This window comes from Goodfellowiella coeruleoviolacea, assembly GCF_024171785.1.
Lineage (GTDB): Bacteria > Actinomycetota > Actinomycetes > Mycobacteriales > Pseudonocardiaceae > Goodfellowiella > Goodfellowiella coeruleoviolacea.
Genome location: NZ_JAMTCK010000004.1, coordinates 290,106 through 306,035 on the forward strand (window position 1 = coordinate 290,106; position 15,930 = coordinate 306,035).

The 15,930-nt window shown below is 72.7% G+C and carries 16 protein-coding genes; 6 read left to right on the plus strand and 10 right to left on the minus strand.

Annotated elements, in window-relative coordinates; all coding sequences use genetic code 11:
• Positions 1-82 precede the first annotated feature (82 nt).
• Positions 83-460 (plus strand): hypothetical protein, encoded by a 378-nt coding sequence (locus tag LX83_RS10090; RefSeq protein WP_253769685.1) that lies wholly within the window; start codon positions 83-85, stop codon positions 458-460.
• A 61-nt stretch (positions 461-521) separates the two neighbouring features.
• Here LX83_RS10090 and LX83_RS10095 read toward each other — a convergent pair whose 3' ends face one another.
• Entirely contained in the window at positions 522-1,169 is a 648-nt protein-coding gene (locus LX83_RS10095) for a TetR family transcriptional regulator (protein WP_253769687.1), read from the minus strand.
• 101 nt (positions 1,170-1,270) lie between these two features.
• Here LX83_RS10095 and LX83_RS10100 point away from each other — a divergent pair, with 101 nt between their 5' ends.
• Together LX83_RS10100 and LX83_RS10105 are read left to right on the plus strand one after the other, a co-directional pair.
• A complete protein-coding gene (locus LX83_RS10100) occupies positions 1,271-2,527 on the plus strand; it encodes an MFS transporter (RefSeq protein ID WP_253769689.1) in 1,257 nt (418 codons plus the stop codon).
• Positions 2,528-2,578: 51 nt separating this feature from the next.
• Entirely contained in the window at positions 2,579-3,637 is a 1,059-nt protein-coding gene (locus LX83_RS10105; RefSeq protein ID WP_253769691.1) for an NAD(P)H-dependent flavin oxidoreductase, read from the plus strand.
• A 32-nt stretch (positions 3,638-3,669) separates the two neighbouring features.
• Here the strand turns inward: LX83_RS10105 and LX83_RS10110 are convergent, their stop codons facing one another.
• Complete coding sequence (locus LX83_RS10110; protein WP_253769693.1) at positions 3,670-5,166, minus strand: amino acid permease; 1,497 nt, start codon at positions 5,164-5,166, stop codon at positions 3,670-3,672.
• Between the two features lie 347 nt (positions 5,167-5,513).
• Between LX83_RS10110 and LX83_RS10115 the strand changes: the two genes are divergently transcribed.
• Positions 5,514-6,785 (plus strand): GDSL-type esterase/lipase family protein, encoded by a 1,272-nt coding sequence (locus tag LX83_RS10115; RefSeq protein ID WP_253769695.1) that lies wholly within the window; start codon positions 5,514-5,516, stop codon positions 6,783-6,785.
• A gap of 99 nt (positions 6,786-6,884) precedes the next feature.
• Here the strand turns inward: LX83_RS10115 and LX83_RS10120 are convergent, their stop codons facing one another.
• Entirely contained in the window at positions 6,885-7,850 is a 966-nt protein-coding gene (locus LX83_RS10120; RefSeq protein ID WP_253769697.1) for a zinc-binding dehydrogenase, read from the minus strand.
• A 79-nt stretch (positions 7,851-7,929) separates the two neighbouring features.
• Here LX83_RS10120 and LX83_RS10125 point away from each other — a divergent pair, with 79 nt between their 5' ends.
• Positions 7,930-8,178, plus strand: a complete 249-nt coding sequence (locus LX83_RS10125; protein WP_301327921.1) for a hypothetical protein — start codon at positions 7,930-7,932, stop codon at positions 8,176-8,178.
• A 95-nt stretch (positions 8,179-8,273) separates the two neighbouring features.
• A complete protein-coding gene (locus LX83_RS10130; RefSeq protein ID WP_253769701.1) occupies positions 8,274-8,645 on the plus strand; it encodes a barstar family protein in 372 nt (123 codons plus the stop codon).
• Positions 8,646-8,685: 40 nt separating this feature from the next.
• Here LX83_RS10130 and LX83_RS10135 read toward each other — a convergent pair whose 3' ends face one another.
• The 7 genes from LX83_RS10135 to cysD all read right to left on the minus strand — a co-directional run bounded on the left by LX83_RS10135 (position 8,686) and on the right by cysD (position 15,895).
• Positions 8,686-9,216, minus strand: coding sequence for a DUF4240 domain-containing protein (locus LX83_RS10135; protein ID WP_253769702.1), 531 nt, complete (start codon positions 9,214-9,216; stop codon positions 8,686-8,688).
• 62 nt (positions 9,217-9,278) lie between these two features.
• Positions 9,279-10,055, minus strand: a complete 777-nt coding sequence (locus LX83_RS10140) for an enoyl-CoA hydratase-related protein (RefSeq protein WP_253769704.1) — start codon at positions 10,053-10,055, stop codon at positions 9,279-9,281.
• Positions 10,056-10,490: 435 nt separating this feature from the next.
• Positions 10,491-11,525, minus strand: a complete 1,035-nt coding sequence (locus LX83_RS10145; RefSeq protein ID WP_253769706.1) for an ABC transporter permease — start codon at positions 11,523-11,525, stop codon at positions 10,491-10,493.
• The gene (locus tag LX83_RS10150) at positions 11,512-12,366 is read right to left on the minus strand and encodes an ABC transporter ATP-binding protein (protein WP_253769708.1); all 855 of its coding nucleotides are present in this window, start codon (positions 12,364-12,366) and stop codon (positions 11,512-11,514) included. The genes LX83_RS10145 and LX83_RS10150 overlap by 14 nt, the downstream gene beginning before the upstream one ends.
• 87 nt (positions 12,367-12,453) lie before the next feature.
• The gene (locus tag LX83_RS10155; RefSeq protein WP_253769710.1) at positions 12,454-13,542 is read right to left on the minus strand and encodes an ABC transporter substrate-binding protein; all 1,089 of its coding nucleotides are present in this window, start codon (positions 13,540-13,542) and stop codon (positions 12,454-12,456) included.
• Positions 13,543-13,587: 45 nt separating this feature from the next.
• Positions 13,588-14,991 carry a sulfate adenylyltransferase subunit 1 gene (locus LX83_RS10160; RefSeq protein WP_253769712.1) on the minus strand — a complete coding sequence of 468 codons (1,404 nt, stop codon included), beginning with the start codon at positions 14,989-14,991 and terminating at the stop codon, positions 13,588-13,590.
• A gap of 1 nt (position 14,992) precedes the next feature.
• Positions 14,993-15,895 carry a sulfate adenylyltransferase subunit CysD gene (gene cysD, locus LX83_RS10165; RefSeq protein WP_253769713.1) on the minus strand — a complete coding sequence of 301 codons (903 nt, stop codon included), beginning with the start codon at positions 15,893-15,895 and terminating at the stop codon, positions 14,993-14,995.
• Positions 15,896-15,930: the final 35 nt, after the last annotated feature.

Sequence of the window (15,930 nt, forward strand, 5' to 3'; positions counted from 1 at the left end):
AGCGAGCAGCGCCCCGGCGTCGACAGTCCGATGTGGATAATCCAGGGCGGACCACGATCGGGCTGTCGGCTGGGGGAGTGACGTGCGAGCGCAACCGGAGCGGGCGGGGGCCGGCCAGGCAGGGGGCGGCCAGCCCGCGGTGGCGGGAGCACCGCCCCGCCGGCTCGCCTCGGTCGGCGGTTTCCTGCTGCCGCTGGCCGGGATCGCCCTGCTCGGCTGGGGCTGGGCGGTGCGGGCGCGCCCGTGGGGCTGGCGGGGCGGTGAGTACGCCTCCGCCTTCGCCGGGCTGGTCCTGGGTGGTCTGGTGGTGGGGGCGCTGCTGCTCGGCGTGCCCCGGCACCGGGCGCTGCGGTCCTTCGGCAGGGGACTGCTGCTGGGCGCCAGCCTCGGGGTGCTGCTCGGTGTCGGCCTGATCGCGCTGCTCGGGTACGGGTTGTCGCGGACCGAGATCCCGTTCTAGGGGCCGTCCACCACCGCGCTCCCGCGGCCGACCGGCGCCACGGGCCCGCCCGCCGCCGCGGTCACCCGGTCTCGGGCCCGGTCTCGGGATCGGGCTGGGGTTCACCTGACGGCCGCTGGTGGTCGGCCTCGGCCGGGGCCATCAGCCGGCGGGCGGCCAGCAGCACGGCCGCGCGGGTGCGGTCCTGCTGGGTGCGGGTGTCGCCGCCTAGCAGCATGCGCCGGACCTGGGTGACCGACATGGGGTAGGCGACCAGGCTGATCAGCAGCAGCACCAGCATGTCCGGGGTGAACTCGCGGGTGACCGCGCCGCGCTGCTGCGCGGTGGCGATGGCGGCGGCCTTGTCCGCGTAGTGCGCGGTGCGTTCGGCCTCCGACGGCACGGGCTGGCCGGTCAGTTCCAGCGCCTCCCAGAGCAGCAGCCGGCCCACCTCGGGGTGTCGCTGGTAGTACTCGTAGAGCCGCTCCGGGTAGGTCTCCAGGTCGTCCGGCTCCACCGGGACCGCCTTGGCCAGCAGGTTCAGCTCGTGTTCGAGCACCTGGGCGAACAGCCGCTCCTTGTCGCCGAAGTAGGCGTAGATGAGCTGCTTGTTGGCGCCGGCCTGGGCGGCGATGCGTTCCACCCGGGACCCGGCGATGCCGTGCGCGGCGAATTCGGCGGCGGCCGCCGCGAAGATGCGGGCCTTGGTGGCCTGGGAGTCCCGGGGCATGGGCCGATGGTAACAACAACCAACCAACCGGTTGGTTGACAATCGGCGATCACCTGCGGCAGGGTTTCAACCAACTGGTTGGTTGAAAAGAAGGGTGACCAGTGAACCGGAACCATCCGTCCACCCCCACGGCCATTCCCGCGACCACGAGTCCCAGCGGCGGACGGGGGTTGGTGCCCGTGGCCGCGCTGTGCTCGGCGGTCACCGTGGCCAACATCTACCTGGCCCAGCCGGTGGTCGGCCTGATCGCCGCGGACCTGGGCGTGCCCACCGACAGCGCGGGCTGGGTCGCCACCCTCGCGCTGTTCGGCTACGCCCTGGGCGTGCTGCTGATCGTCCCGCTGGGCGACGTGGCCAACCGGCGCGTCCTGGTCGGCCGGCTCACCGTGGCCACCTCGGTGCTGCTGCTGGCCGCGGCCCTGGCCCCGGCGCTGCCGGTGCTCGCCCTGCTCGCCGGGCTGGCCGCGCTGACCACGGTGGTCCCCCAGGTGCTCGTCCCCCTGGTCGGGCAGGCGGCCGGCCCGCACGGCAGGGCGGTGGCCATGGCCTGGGTCCAGGCCGGGCTGATCTCCGGGATGATGCTGTCCCGCACGGTCGGCGGCCTGGTCGGCGACTGGTTCGGCTGGCGCGCGGTGTACCTGCTGGCCGCCGCGCTCACCCTGGCCGTCGGCCAGTTGGCCGCCCGCACCCTGCCGCACGAGCAGCCCAGGGACCGGCTGCGCTACCGCGACCTGCTGCGGTCACTGCCGGCTCTGCTGCGCGAGGAGCCCGAGCTGCGCTGGGCCGGCCTGCGCCAGGCCGCGAGCTTCGCCGCGTTCAACGCGCTGTGGACCACGCTGGCGCTGCTGCTCACCGGTGCGCCCTACCACCTCAGCGCGGGCGCGGCCGGCCTGTTCGGGCTGCTCGGCCTGGCCGGCGCGGTCATCGCCCCACTGGCCGGCAGGCTCGCCGACCGCTGGGGCGGGGGCAGGGTGGGCCTGCTCGGCCTGGCCGCGCTCGGGGTGGGCGTGCTGCTGGCCCTGGTCGCCACGCACGGGATCGGCCTGCTCGTCGCGGCCGTGCTGGTGCTGCCGGTGGGCACGCAGGCCGGGCAGGTGGGCAACCAGGCCGCCGCGCTGGCCGTGCGGCCGGCCGCGGCCGGCCGGGTGAACACCGCGTTCGTGCTGGCCATCTTCCTGGCCGGGGCACTGGGCTCGGCCCTGGGCACGGCGGCCTTCGGACGCTGGGGCTGGACCGGCTCCTGCCTGGTCGCCGCCGGGTTCGTGGTGCTTGGCCTGGCGGCCTGCGCGCTGCGCGGGCTGGCCCGGTGGCCCCGGGCGGTCCACCGCCGGGATGTTGGCAACGTTGTCGGAGCGTGACGAGCCGGACACCGGGCTGCTGCGCGGCCGGTCGGCAACTAAGGTCGGCGCATGTTCTCGGAACTCGCCGTTCCCGTGATCGTGGCGCCGATGGCCGGTGGGGTGTCCACTCCAGCGCTGGTCGCGGAGGTGGCCAACGCCGGTGGCTTCGGGTTCCTCGCCGCGGGATACCTCGGCCTGGACGCGCTGGCGCAGCAGATCGCCGACACCAAGAAGCTCACCGACCGCCCCTTCGGGGTGAACCTGTTCGTGCCCAATCCGAGGGCCAACGTCGACCTCGCCGGCTACCGCGAGCGGGTGCGGGCCGAGGCCGACCGCTACGGGGTCGAGCCGGGCGAACCGACCTGGGACGACGACAGCTACCCGGCCAAGCTGGAACTCGTGCTGGCGCAACGGATTCCCGCGGTGTCGTTCACCTTCGGCCTGCCCGACGCGGACGACGTGAACCGGCTGCACGCGGCGAACTCGGTGGCCGTGGCCACGGTGACCACACCGGCCGAGGCCAGGCAGGCGAAGGCCATGGGCGTGGACGTGCTGTGCGTGCAGGGCACCGAGGCCGGGGGACACCGGGGTGTGCACGCCGACGACGGGGTCTCGCCGGGTGGCGGCGAGCAGTACGGGGTGCTGGCCGCGCTCCGGCTGGTCGCGGCCGAGGTGGACCTGCCGCTGATCGCGGCGGGCGGCCTGGTGCACGGGGCGGACCTGGCCGCGGTGCTGGCCGCCGGCGCGGTGGCCGGCCAGTTCGGCACCGCGTTCCTGGCCTGCCCGGAGGCCGGCACCCAGCCGGCGCAGCGCGCCGCCCTGGCCGACCGGACCCGGGGAACCGCGCTGACCAGGGCGTTCACCGGCCGGCCCGCACGCGGCCTGGTGAACCGGTTCCTCCGGGAGAACACCCCGCACGCACCGGCCGCCTACCCCCAGCTGCACCACATGACCCGGCCGGTGCGCGGCGCGTCCGGCCGGGCCGGTGACCCGGAGGCCATGTCACTGTGGGCCGGCCAGACCTACGCGCTGGCCGAGCCGGCCCCGGCCGCCGAGGTGGTGCGGCGCCTGGCCACCCAGGCCCGGGCCGCGTTGGCCCAGGCCAGCAGGCGGTTCCCGACCGGGTGAGCGCCAGCGCCGCCGCACCCGGTTCACCCGGCTCACCCGGTCGAGCCGGGCGTCCCGTCGGTCCGCGCCGCACCGGATGACCCGGCCGGCTGGTTGAGCAGCGAGTGCCGGCGGCTGTAGCCGAAGTAGACGCCCAGGCCGATCAGGAACCACACCGCGAAGCGCAGCCAGGTCGCCGGGGCCAGGAAGGTGATCAGCCAAAGCGAGAAGACCACCCCGATGATCGGCACCACCGGCATGCCCGGGGTGCGGAAGGTGCGGGGCAGGTCGGGCTGGCGGTAGCGCAGCACGATCACGGCCACGCACACCACCACGAACGCGAGCAGGATGCCGATGTTGGTCAGTTCGGCGGCCTCGCCGATCGGCAGGAACCCGGCGATCAGCGCGGAGGCACCGCCCACGATCCAGGTGATCCGGGTGGGCACCTTGCGCACCGGGTGGGTCTTGGCGAACCACCGGGGCAGCAGCCCGTCGCGGCTCATCGAGAACCACACCCGGCTGGCGCCGAGCATGAAGGTGAACAGCACGGTGAGGATGCCCAGGATCGCGCCGACCGCGATCACCGAGCCGAGCAGCGGCATGCCGATGTCGGCGAACGCGCTGGAGAACGCGCTCTCCGCGTTGACGTCCCGGTAGTTCACCATGCCGGTGAGCACCAGGCAGGCCAGCACGTACAGCACCATGGAGATGCCCAGCGAGTAGATGATGGCCCTGGGCATGTGCCGCTGGGCGTCCTTGGACTCCTCGGCGGCGGTGCTCATGGCGTCGTAGCCGAACACCGCGAAGAACACGGTGGCCGCGCCGGTCATCGCCCCGGACATGCCGAACGGGAAGAACGGGTTGTAATTGGCGGTGTTGATGTGGAACACGCCGACCGCGATCACCACCAGCACCACCGCGATCTTGAGGTAGACCAGGGTGGACTCGAACCGGGCCGCGTTGCGCATGCCCTGGTTGAGCACGAACGCGATCAGCAGGCACAGCAGCACCGCGAACAGGTTCACCCGGTAGCTGCCCGGCGCGATGCCGCCGGTCTCGGTGCCGGGCGCGCCCAGCATCCAGGTGGGCAGGTGGATGCCGAGCAGTCCCACCAGGTCGTTGAAGTAGCCGGAGATGCCGATCGCGACCACGGCGACGATCGCGGTGTACTCCAGCAGCAGGTCCCATCCGATGAACCAGCCGGCGATCTCGCCGAGCACGGCGTAGCCGTAGGTGTAGGCGGAGCCGGCCTTGGGGATCAGCCCGGCGAACTCGGCGTAGGAGAACGCCGCCGCCGCACTGGCCACGCCGGCGACCAGGAACGAGATCAACACGGCTGGGCCGGCGGTCTGGTTGGCCACCGCGCCGGCCAGCGAGAAGATGCCCGCGCCGATGATGCCGCCGATCCCGATGGCGGTGAGCTGCCACAGGCCCAGCGTCCGGTGCAGTCCGGCCGGCCCCTGCTCGCCGTTCTCGCCGGTGATCTGCTCGATCGGTTTGCGCCGGAACAACCCCGAACCGGGACCCAAGCCGCGTTGCGCTGAGGTCATGGTCGCCTCCCTACCTGTGGCTGGTTCCTGCCCGGCTCGGCACGGTAACCGAACCAGCCCCGACTGGTTTCGGCGAACCGTACGCGGAGCGAACCCGAGGTTCCTTGTCTGACCGGACGAGGTGTGACCCAGCTCATTGTGGGTGAGGACAAGCTGGTTCGGGTGCGGGCGCTGGTCGGCGATCCTGCCCAGAGTGGGGTTGACGCGGAGTGGGGTTGACGCGGAGTGGGGTTGACGCGGAGTGGGGTTGACGCAGAGCGGAGTTGACGTGGAGCGGGGGTTGACCAGGCCGGTGCTCGGGCCGGCCGGAGAGGTGTGTGCGCGTGTGGCGGAAGTGCGTCCACCGGATGCGGTTCACTGGCCTCGTTGTCGCGCTGGCCAGCGTGGCGGCCGGACTCGTGGTCTCCTCGGCGCCGGCCACGGCCGACAGCGACCGGGGCGGCCGGCCTGACCGGGGCTGGTTCACCGCGTGGGCCCAGTCGCAGCAGAACCTGGCCCCGACCACGTTGACCAACCAGTCCGTCCGGATGATCACCCATCTCAGCCAGGGTGGCGACGCGGTGCGGGTGCGGCTGCAGAACCAGTTCGGCACCGCGCCGATCACCATCGACTCGGCCGCGGTCGCCCGGGCCGGCGCGGGGGCGGACCTGGTCGCCGGCACCAGCCAGGCGCTCACCTTCGGCGGCCGGCGCTCGGTGACCATCCCGGCCGGTGGCGAGGTGTGGAGCGACCACACCGGCCTGGTCACCCGGCCCCAGGACGACATCGCGGTGAGCGTGTACGTGGCCGGCACGCTCGTGCCCGGCCAGCACGTGTCCGCGTTCCGGGACAACTACCTGACCCCACCGGGAGCCGGCGACCAGGTCGGTGCCGAGTCCGGCGCCGCCTACACCCGGACGGTGGGCGCCACCTACCTGGTCAGCGCGGTCGACGTGCACAACCCCCGGCTGCGCGGCACGGTCGTGGCGTTCGGCAGCTCGGTGGTGGACGGCACCGGCAGCACCCACTGCGGACCGGGCTGCACCGAGACCGGCACCAACCGGCGCTGGACCGACGTGCTGGCCAGGCGGGTCGCCGCGGAACTGCCGCCGGACCAGCAGCTGGCGGTCGTCAACGCGGGCATCGGCGGAACGGCCAGTTCGGCCGCCTGCCCGAACGCGCCGGCCAGCGCGGCCGGCCTGGACGCGCTGGCCCGCCTGGACCGGGACGTGCTCGCCCTGCACGGGGTGGTCGGGGTGATCTACTACTACGGCACCAACGACCTGGCCTACGGCTGCACCGCCGCACCGGTGCTGGACAGCTACCGGGCGGTGTTCCAGCGGCTGCGCGCCGCCGGGATCAGGGTGTACGTCACGCCGATCACGCCGAGGCCCGGCTACTCCGACCAGAACAACCGGGACCGGCACGAGGTGGGCACGTTCGTGGGGAAGTGGAACAGCTGCGGCGGCACCTGCGACGGCGTGGTGGACTTCGACCAGGTGCTGCGGGACCCGCTGCGGCCGAACAGCATCAACCCGGCCTACGACACCGGCGACGGGGTGCACGCCAACATCGCCGGCCAGCAGGCGCTCGGCGACTACGTGTCCCTGCCCATGCTGGTCCCGGCGGGGCCCAGGTAGCCGGACGTACCCGAGTGTCCGGGGGACACCGGGGTGTCCGGGGGAAACAGTGTCCTCGGGAAACAGTGTCCTCGGGTACCCCGGTGTCCGCCGGCCGGGTCAGCGGGTGAACACGGTCTTGCCGGCGGTCTCACCGGCCAGCATGGCGCGGAAGCCCTCCTCGGCCCGCTCCAGGGGCAGCTCGGTGCCGATCACCGGCCGCACCCCGGACAGCTCGCAGAACCGCAGCAGGTCGGCGAGTTCGTCGCGGGTGCCCATGGTCGCGCCCACCACGCGCATCTGCAGGAAGAACAACCGGGACAGCTCGGCGTCGGCGTCGCCGCCGCTGGTGGCGCCGGACACCACGATGATCCCGCCCGGCTTGAGCGACTTCATCGAGTGCGACCAGGTGGCCTTGCCCACGGTCTCGAAGACCGCGTCGACCCGCTCGGGCAGCCGCGCGCCGGTCTCGAACGCGGCGTGCGCGCCCAACCGCTCGGCCAGCGCGCGCTTGCGCTCGCTGCGGCCGGTCACCCAGACCCGGAACCCGGCGGCGCGGCCCAACGCGATCAGCGCGGTGGACACCCCGCCGGAGGCGCCCTGGACCAGCATGGTCTGCCCGGGGCGCAGCCCGGACTTCACGAACAGCATCCGGTAGGCGGTCAGCCAGGCCGTGCCCATGCAGGCGGCCTCGGCGAAGGACAGCCCGGCCGGCTTGGGCAGCACGTTGCGCGCGGGCACGACCACGTGGTCGGCGAAGGTGCCCTGGTGCTTCTCGGTGAGCAGGGTCCGCTTGGGGTCCATGGTCTCGTCGCCGACCCAGCCCGGGTCGCTGATCACCGAGTGCAGCATCACCTCGGTGCCGTCGTCGAGCACGCCGGCCCCGTCACAGCCGAGGATCATCGGGAACCGGTCGGGCTTGATGCCCACGCCCCGCAGGGTCCACAGGTCGTGCATGTTCAGGCTGGCGGCGCGGATGGCGACCCGGACCCACCCGTCCGGGACCTCGGGCTCGGGGCGTTCCCCGATCCGGAGCGCGGCCAGCGGGTCCTGGGCGTTGGGCTCTGCTGCGTACACGGCGAACATGTCGGCAACTTACCGAGGGCCGCCCCGGCCGTCCCGTGATGCGGGTCACCAGCGTGGCCGGAGCTACCCTGACGGGGTGATGGACTGGCTGGCGGAGTGGTGGGACGGGGTCGAGCTGTGGCTGACCCAGCTCTGGTTCCCGTTCCAGTTCACCCTGGTCATGGTGGTGCTGCTGCCGCTGTGCCTCGGCGTTGCCTGGTTCATCGACCGGGTGGTGGACCGGGTGTCGGCCCGGATCACCCCGGTCCACGACGCCGAGCCGCCGGTGCGCACCGAGCGCGGCCGCCGGGAGCAACCTGGCCAGGCCGGCGTGGGAACTGGTTCGTAGGGTGGTTCGGTGAACTCTCGCAGGCGTGTGACCGTGGCGCTGGTCGGGCTGATCGCGCTGGTCGTGGTGGCCTGGCTGGTGCAGGAGCTGGGGCGGTGACCCAACCGGCCGACAGCCGGGCGGGCGACCGGGCCGTCGCGGCGGCCGTCGCCGAGGCCGAGCAGCGCGGTGCCCACCCGCACGTGGTGGACACCCGCACGGTCACGGCCAAGCGCGAGGTGCTCGCCGCGATCGCCGGCGCGCTGGCGTTTCCCGAGTGGTTCGGGCACAACCTGGACGCGCTCCACGACTGCCTGGTGGACCTGTCCTGGCTGCCGGCCGGCGAGCACGTGCTGGTCTGGGTGGGCGCGCACCGGCTGCGCGAGCGCGATCCGGGCACCGCCGAGGCGGTGCGGCAGACCGTGGCCGACGCGGTCGAGGCGACCAGGTCGGGCGAGCGCCCGGTCAGCGTGGTGCTGCTCGACTGAGGGCGGCGTGCGCCGCTCGGCCGGGTCGGGGGCCCGGTACTCAGTCCAGGAACAGTTCGGCCAGCCGGGGCAGGTGCTGGCGGTGTGACCGCTCGTCGTCGATGCGGACGGTGCGGTCCAGTTCCGGGAGCTGGACGCTGACCCGGGGCGGGGGCATGTCCTGGCCGGTGGCGGTCTGGTGGGCCTCCCAGGGCACGGCGAGCACGGACTCGGCCTCCAGCAACACCTGGTCCTGGGCGGCGGCCTGGACCGCGGGCAGCTCGGCGAGGCGGTCGGGCTCGGCCACCACCCGCTCGAACACCTCCCGGCCCTGGGCGATCAGCCAGCCGCGGAAGTAGTCGAACCCGTCGTCGGAACAGCCGTCGTTGATCAGGTAGGCCGCCGCCCACAGCCGGGCGCGGTAGGCGACGGCCAGCAACTCGTCCAGTGGCCGCTGGGCCGCGACGATCTCCGCGACCGGACGGGTGGCCAGCAGGGCCGCGGCCCTGTCCGCCACCGCGTCGGCGTCCGTGGTGTCCACGACCTCGGCGCGAGCCTGGTCGATGAGCCTCCAGAACTGCTCGATGGTCATGGTCGGAGTATGTCGGCCGGGGCTGACATCCCAGGACGGGTGAGCACCGGGCGCGAAGCGGGTCAGCGCCGCCAGGGCACCCAGGAGGCGGTCCGCTTCTGGCGGAACGCGGCGATGCCCTCCTGGCCCTCCTCGCTGGCGAAGTGCCTGGCGGACAGTTCGAGCATGTCGGCGAAGTCCTCGGCGAGGGTGGCGCGACGGGGCTGGCGCAGCATCTGCTTGGTGGCGGCCAGCGCGTTCGGGCCGCCCAGCGCCAGCATGTCGGTGTAGCGGCGGGTTTCCCCGTCCAGGTCGGCGGGGGCGACCGCGGAGTTGATCAAACCGGCGGACACGGCGCGCTCGGCGTCGAAGGTCTCCCCGGTGAGGAACAGTTCGTGCGCGGCGCGGGGCAGCATCCGGGGCAGCACGGTGACCGAGATGACCGCGGGCACCACGCCGATGCGCACCTCGCTGAACGCGAAGGTGGCCGACTGGACGGCGACGGCGATGTCGCACGCGGCCACGATGCCGACGCCGCCGGCCCTGGCCGGTCCGGCGATCCGGCCCACCACGGGCTTGGGGCTGGTCCAGATCTGTTCGAGGATCTTGGGAAACTCGCTGACGCCCTGCTGGTTGGTGGCCGGGTCGCCGGCCTCCTTGAGGTCCATGCCGGAGCAGAACACCGGTCCGGTGTGGGTGAGCACGACGATGCGCACGCTGTCGTCGCGGTTCGCCTCGGTCAGTCCGGCGCGCAGGCCCGCCCGCAGCCGCGCGGACAGCGCGTTGCGGTTGTGCGGGGAGTCCAGGGTGATCGTGGCGATTCCCTGGTGCACCTCGTAGTGAACCAACTCGTCTGCCATGTGACGCACCTTACGCAGTAGCACCGGACCGGAAAGGCCATAACCGCATATACAGAATAAAGCTTTGACAACGGTGCGCCAGGCAGTGAAACCGGTTGCAACAAGGGTGATACGCCCTGGTCAGGGCTAATGCCTCGAAATGTCCACAGTGGACGAATTGGCGGGCGCGGCGGGCCAGGAACGGGCCAGCGCGGCTGCCGACCGATGGGTGTGCGCACGCCCCGATCCGGGCGGCGCGGTTGCCCGCGAATGGGTGGACCGGGCACTGGCGGGCGTTGCCGGGCGCCGACGCCCGCCAGTCCGGTCGGTCCCGGGAAGATCCCAGGAAGGTGTACGGGAAGGTTTCCGGGAAGGCCTCGGGAAGACCCCGGGGAAGGCCTCGGGAAGACCCCGGGGAAGGCCTCGGGAAGGAAGGTCTCCGGGAATCCGGTGGGCTCAGCCCAGTGCGCCGGTCAGGCCGCGGGCACGCAGCACCGCGCGCTCCAGCGGCCGGAACGCCAGCAGTTCGATGCCGACGCCGACGAGCAGGATCAGGAAGATCGCCGCGATCACCGTGGGCATGTCGTTGAACGACTGGCCCTGGTTGAGGAACGTGCCGAGGCCGACGCCCAGCCGCGGTGAGGTGGCGATCAGTTCGGCGGCCATCAGCGACCGCCAGGAGAACGCCCAGCCCTGCTTGAGGCCGGCCAGGTAGCCGGGCAGGGCGGCCGGCAGCAGGATGTGCCTGGCCGAGGCGAGTCGACCGGCCCCCAGTGCCCGGCCCACGCGCGGCAGGATCGGCGGGATCTGGTCGATGCCGGAGACCAGCCCGTTGGTGATGGACGGCACCGAGCCGAGCAGCACCACGAAGTAGATGGCGGCGTCGTTGAGGCCGAACCACAGCACGGCCGCCGGCACCCAGGCCACCGACGGCAGGTTCTGCAGGCCGGTCAGGATCGGCCCGAGCGCCGCCCGCACCACCCGAACCTTGGCCACCAGCAGGCCCAGTGGCGTGCCGATCAGCACGCCGGCCAAAAACCCGAGCACGGCCCGGTGCACCGAGGTCCACAGGATGCCGACGACCTCGCCGTCCCGCACCCGGCTCCAGAAGCTGGTCCACACGTCCAGTGGCGCGGGCAGTTTGTACTCCGGCCACAGCGCCGCCGCCCACAGCACCTGCCACACCGCGACCAGCAGCACGACCGCCACCACCGGCGGCAGCGCCGCGGTCAGCACCCGCCGGACACCCCGCCCGCTGTCCCGCTGCGGCGCGTCCAGCGCGTCCAGACCCGCGCCCACCGCCGACAGGTCGGACAGGTCGGCCCCGGCCGTTCCGGTGGCCGTGGCGGTCCTGGTGCCGCCGGCTGGCTCGGCCCCGCCAGCGGTGTCCGCCGCACCGGTGGCACCGGTGGAACCCTGAGGTTCCGGAGTGGAGCGGCCGAGTTCCACTTCGCTGGCGGTGGATCCCGGGGGGACGTCAGGCTGCGGCATGGCTGCTGATCACCTCCCGCAGTCGGCTGGTGATCTCCTCGATCACCTCGGCGGCGTGCTCGCCCGACCCGGTGACCAGGTCGGCACCGGCCTGCCGGGTGTCCCACTCGCGCACCACCCGGCCCGGCCGGGAGGACAGCAGCACCACGCGCTGGCCCAGCCGCACCGCCTCCCGCACGTCGTGGGTGACGAACAGCACCGCCGTGTTGGTGGCCCGCCACACGCGCAGCAGCTCGGCCTGCAGCACGTCCCTGGTGATCGCGTCCAGCGCGGCGAACGGCTCGTCCATCAGCAGCAGCGCCGGCGCGGGCGCCGCGGCACCAGCACCGGCACCAGCACCAGCACCGACGCCGCTCAGGTCACCGGCCGAGGCCAGCGCCCTGGCCAGGGCCACCCGCTGGCGCATGCCGCCGGACAACTCGTGCGGCCGCTTGTCGCCCAGACCGCCCAACCGCACCAGCTCCAGCAGCTCACCGGCCACCACCCGGCGCTCGGAACGCCGCAGACCGGCCAGCCGCAGCGGCAGCTCCACGTTGCGGGCTGCGGTCAGCCACGGCATCAACGCCGCCTCCTGGAACATCACCGCCGGCCGCGCGGTGTGCCGGACGATCCGGCCGGCGCTGGGCTGGTCCAGGTCGGCGACCAGGTTGAGCAGCGTGCTCTTGCCGCAGCCGGACGCGCCGAGCAGACACACGAACTCACCCGCGCCCACCCGCAGGTCCACCCCGTCCAACGCGGTGACGGCGGCGGGACCACGACCGAATGTCTTGCGCACACCAACTAGCTCAACGGCACTGTCCTGACTGGTGGCCAGCGGGGGAACGGCAAGTGTGGCGGTCATCGCGGACTACCTTCCTCGAACTGGAACTGGCAGTTCAGGCGCGCGTGGGAAGCCGGATCTCCGGCTCGCGACGCCCCGTGGATCGAGTCACTTCGTGTCGAGCCCGGCGGCGTCCACCGCGGGCTGCCCGTTCGCCGCCAACGCCTCGTTGAGCGGACCGAGGTTGACGAAACCGTGCAGGTCGGCCTTGCTGGTCACCACGCCGGCGGTCACCGAGTCCTCGGCCAGCTGGGGGAACTGGCCGGCCAGCGGGTCGGGCGTGAGCGTGACGCCCGCGAAAGCCCGCTCCAGCACGGGGTCGCTGAGCGTGCTGCCGGCCAGCTGGGACAGGGCCTCGTTGACCGCGGTCCTCGCCTCGGCCGGGTTGGCCTTGGCCCACTCGATCGCGGCCAGCTCACCCTTGAGGAAGTCCCGCACGGTCTGCGGGTGCTCCTGGAGGAACTTGGTCCGCACGATCACCACGGTGGTCGGGAACCTGCCCTCCGGCCACAGGCTCGCCTCGTCCACCAGCACGCTCGCGCCCGCGTCCAGCACCAGGCGGGACGCCCACGGCTCGGGCAGCCACCCGCCGTCCACCTCGCCGTTGCGGAACGCGTCCAGCGTCTTGGGGTTGTCCAGGTTGGTGACGTGCACCTGGTCGGGGCCGTCGCCGACGGTGAGGTGCTGGCCGGCCAGCCACTTCTTCAACGCCACGTCCTGGGTGTTGCCCAGCTGCGGGCTGGCGATCGTCCTGCCCACCAGCTGCTGCGGGCTGGTGATGTCCGGCCGCACCACCAGTTGCGCGCCCCCGGACACCGCGCCGGCCACCAGCCGGACCGCCTCGCCGTTGGACTTGGTGAACCCGTTGATGGCCGGGCCCGACCCGATGAACCCGATGTCCAGCGACTCGCCGAACAGCGCGTTGATCTCGTCCGGGCCGGCGTTGAAGGTCTGCGTGGTGAGCTTGGTCGAGCCCAGCTCCTTGGCGAAGAACCCGTTGTGCACACCGATCAGCGCGGGGGCGTGCGTGACGTTCGGGAAGAAGCCGAGGCGCAGCTCGGCCGCTGGCCCCTGGTCCTGGCCGGGCGGGGCGCCCTGGTCGCCGCCGTCCGCACGGGAACACGCGGTCATCGAGGTGAACAGGGCGATGCCGGCCAGGGCCGTGACCAACAAACGGGTCCTACGCGTGGCTCTCACGGTGGGGGCCTCTCTACGCACACCAACTGAGGGGTTGTCACACACTCACGGCCCTGGCGAGACCAGGGCGCGCTCGTCCGAGGGCAGCTCGGGGTCGGCGGACGCCGCCGGCCGGGCCACGCCGGTCTCCAACACCGGCAGGGGCGCGCCGACCAGACCGGCCGCCAACGTGGTGCCGTCGGCCTGGTCGATCACCAGGAACGCGCCCGTGCGCCGGCTGCTGCGGTAGTCGTCGATCGGCAGCGGCTCGGCCGTGCGCACCCGAACCCGGCCGATGTCGTTGAGCGCCAACTGGTCCGGACCGTCCACACTGGACAGATTCTGCTCGTCGAACCGGGAGGACAGTTCACCGATGATCGCCGGCACGGTGCGGGCCCCGTGCTTGACCAGCACCCGCGCGCCGGCCCGCAGCGGCCGGTCCGCCAGCCAGCACACGGTGGCGTCGAAGTCGTCGGCCAGCCGGGGCGGCCGGTCCGCGGCGGCGATCAGATCGCCCCGGGAGATGTCCAGCTCGTCGGCCAGCACCAGGGTCACCGACCGGCCGGCCACCGCCTCGGCCAACTCGCCGTCCGGGGTGTCGATCCGGGCCACCCGGGTGCGCAGCCCCGCGGGCAGCACCACCACCTCCGCACCCGGCGCCACCGACCCGGCCGCCACCTGACCGGCATAGCCCCGGTAGTCCGGGTACGCCGCGGTGCGCGGCCGGATCACGTACTGCACCGGGAAGCGCAGCGGCGCGTCGTGCGGATCCGCCTCCACCGGAACCGTCTCCAGGTGCTCCAGCAGCGTGGGCCCGGCGTACCAGGGGGTGTGCGCGGACCGCTCCACCACGTTGTCGCCGACCAGCGCGGACACCGGCACGGTGAGCAGGTCGGCCTCGGTGTAGCCGAGCGCGGTGGCGTGCGCGGTGAACTCCTTGGCGATCCTGGCGAACACCGACTGGTCGTAGCCGACCAGGTCGATCTTGTTGACCGCGAGCACCAGCCGGGGCACCCCCAGCAGCGCCAACACCGCCGCGTGCCGCCGGGTCTGCTCGACCACGCCCTTGCGCGCGTCCACCAGCAGGACCGCGAGCTGCGCGGTGGACGCGCCGGTCACCGTGTTGCGGGTGTACTGGACGTGCCCGGGGGTGTCGGCGAGCACGAAGCTGCGGCGGGGCGTGGCGAAGTACCGGTAGGCCACGTCGATGGTGATGCCCTGCTCCCGCTCGGAGCGCAGCCCGTCCACCAGCAGCGACAAGTCCGGTGTGGACAGTCCGCGGTCCACGCTGGCCCGGTGCACCGCGTCGAGCTGGTCGGCCAGCACCGACTTGGTGTCGTAGAGCAGCCGACCCACCAGAGTGGACTTGCCGTCGTCCACGCTGCCGGCGGTGGCCAGGCGCAGCAGCTGGGTTCCCCCGGGTGTCTCGGGTTCCCCGGGTGTCTGAGATGTGGAACTGGTGGACTCCATGTCAGAAGTAGCCCTCCCGCTTGCGGTCCTCCATGGCGGCCTCGGACAGCCGGTCGTCAGCCCTGGTCGCGCCGCGTTCGGTGAGCCGGCTCGCGGCCACCTCCGCGATCACCTCGGCGACCTCGGTCGCGGTCGACTCCACCGCGCCGGTGCACGACCCGTCACCCACCGTGCGGTAGCGCACCACCCGGCGCTCCACCGGCTCGTCCTCGCGCGGACCGCCCCACGGACCCGAGGTCAGCCACATGCCGTCGCGGCGGAACACCTCACGCTCGTGCGCGTAGTAGATGTCGGGCAGGGCGATGTTCTCCCTGGCGATGTAGTGCCACACGTCCAACTCGGTCCAGTTGGACAGCGGGAACACCCGCACGTGCTCACCCGGGCGGTGCCGGCCGTTGTAGAGGTTCCACAGCTCCGGCCGCTGCCGGCGCGGCTCCCACTGGCCGAACGCGTTGCGCAGGCTGAAGATCCGCTCCTTGGCGCGGGCCCGCTCCTCGTCGCGCCGGCCGCCGCCGAACACCGCGTCGAACCGGTGCTCGGTGATGGTGTCCAGCAGCGGCACCGTCTGCAGCGGGTTGCGCGTGCCGTCCGGCCGCTCGGCCAGCCGGCCGTCCGCGATCCAGTCCTCCACCCTGGCCACCACCAGGCGCAACCCGTGCTCGGCCACCAGGTTGTCCCGGAAGTCGATCACCTCGGGGAAGTTGTGCCCGGTGTCCACGTGCAGCAGCGGGAACGGGATCGGCGCCGGCCAGAACGCCTTGAGCGCCAGGTGCACCAGCACCGTGGAGTCCTTGCCGCCGGAGAACAGGATCACCGGTCGGTCGAACTCACCGGCGACCTCGCGGAAGATGTGCACCGCCTCGGATTCCAGTGCCTGGAGGTTGTCGGGGATCGTGGTGGTCATCGGATCTCCTCGGTTACCAGCGCCTCGACTGCCCA

Coding starts and splice junctions, on each gene's coding strand:
- cysD (WP_253769713.1), bottom strand. CDS start 15,895: ATGACCACCACGATCCCCGACAACCTCCAGGCACTGGAATCCGAGGCG.
- LX83_RS10120 (WP_253769697.1), bottom strand. CDS start 7,850: ATGTTCGCCGTGTACGCAGCAGAGCCCAACGCCCAGGACCCGCTGGCC.
- LX83_RS10135 (WP_253769702.1), bottom strand. CDS start 9,216: ATGACCATCGAGCAGTTCTGGAGGCTCATCGACCAGGCTCGCGCCGAG.
- LX83_RS10150 (WP_253769708.1), bottom strand. CDS start 12,366: ATGACCGCCACACTTGCCGTTCCCCCGCTGGCCACCAGTCAGGACAGT.
- LX83_RS10110 (WP_253769693.1), bottom strand. CDS start 5,166: ATGACCTCAGCGCAACGCGGCTTGGGTCCCGGTTCGGGGTTGTTCCGG.
- LX83_RS10125 (WP_301327921.1), top strand. CDS start 7,930: ATGGACTGGCTGGCGGAGTGGTGGGACGGGGTCGAGCTGTGGCTGACC.
- LX83_RS10095 (WP_253769687.1), bottom strand. CDS start 1,169: ATGCCCCGGGACTCCCAGGCCACCAAGGCCCGCATCTTCGCGGCGGCC.
- LX83_RS10160 (WP_253769712.1), bottom strand. CDS start 14,991: ATGGAGTCCACCAGTTCCACATCTCAGACACCCGGGGAACCCGAGACA.
- LX83_RS10145 (WP_253769706.1), bottom strand. CDS start 11,525: ATGCCGCAGCCTGACGTCCCCCCGGGATCCACCGCCAGCGAAGTGGAA.
- LX83_RS10140 (WP_253769704.1), bottom strand. CDS start 10,055: ATGGCAGACGAGTTGGTTCACTACGAGGTGCACCAGGGAATCGCCACG.
- LX83_RS10105 (WP_253769691.1), top strand. CDS start 2,579: ATGTTCTCGGAACTCGCCGTTCCCGTGATCGTGGCGCCGATGGCCGGT.
- LX83_RS10115 (WP_253769695.1), top strand. CDS start 5,514: ATGCGGTTCACTGGCCTCGTTGTCGCGCTGGCCAGCGTGGCGGCCGGA.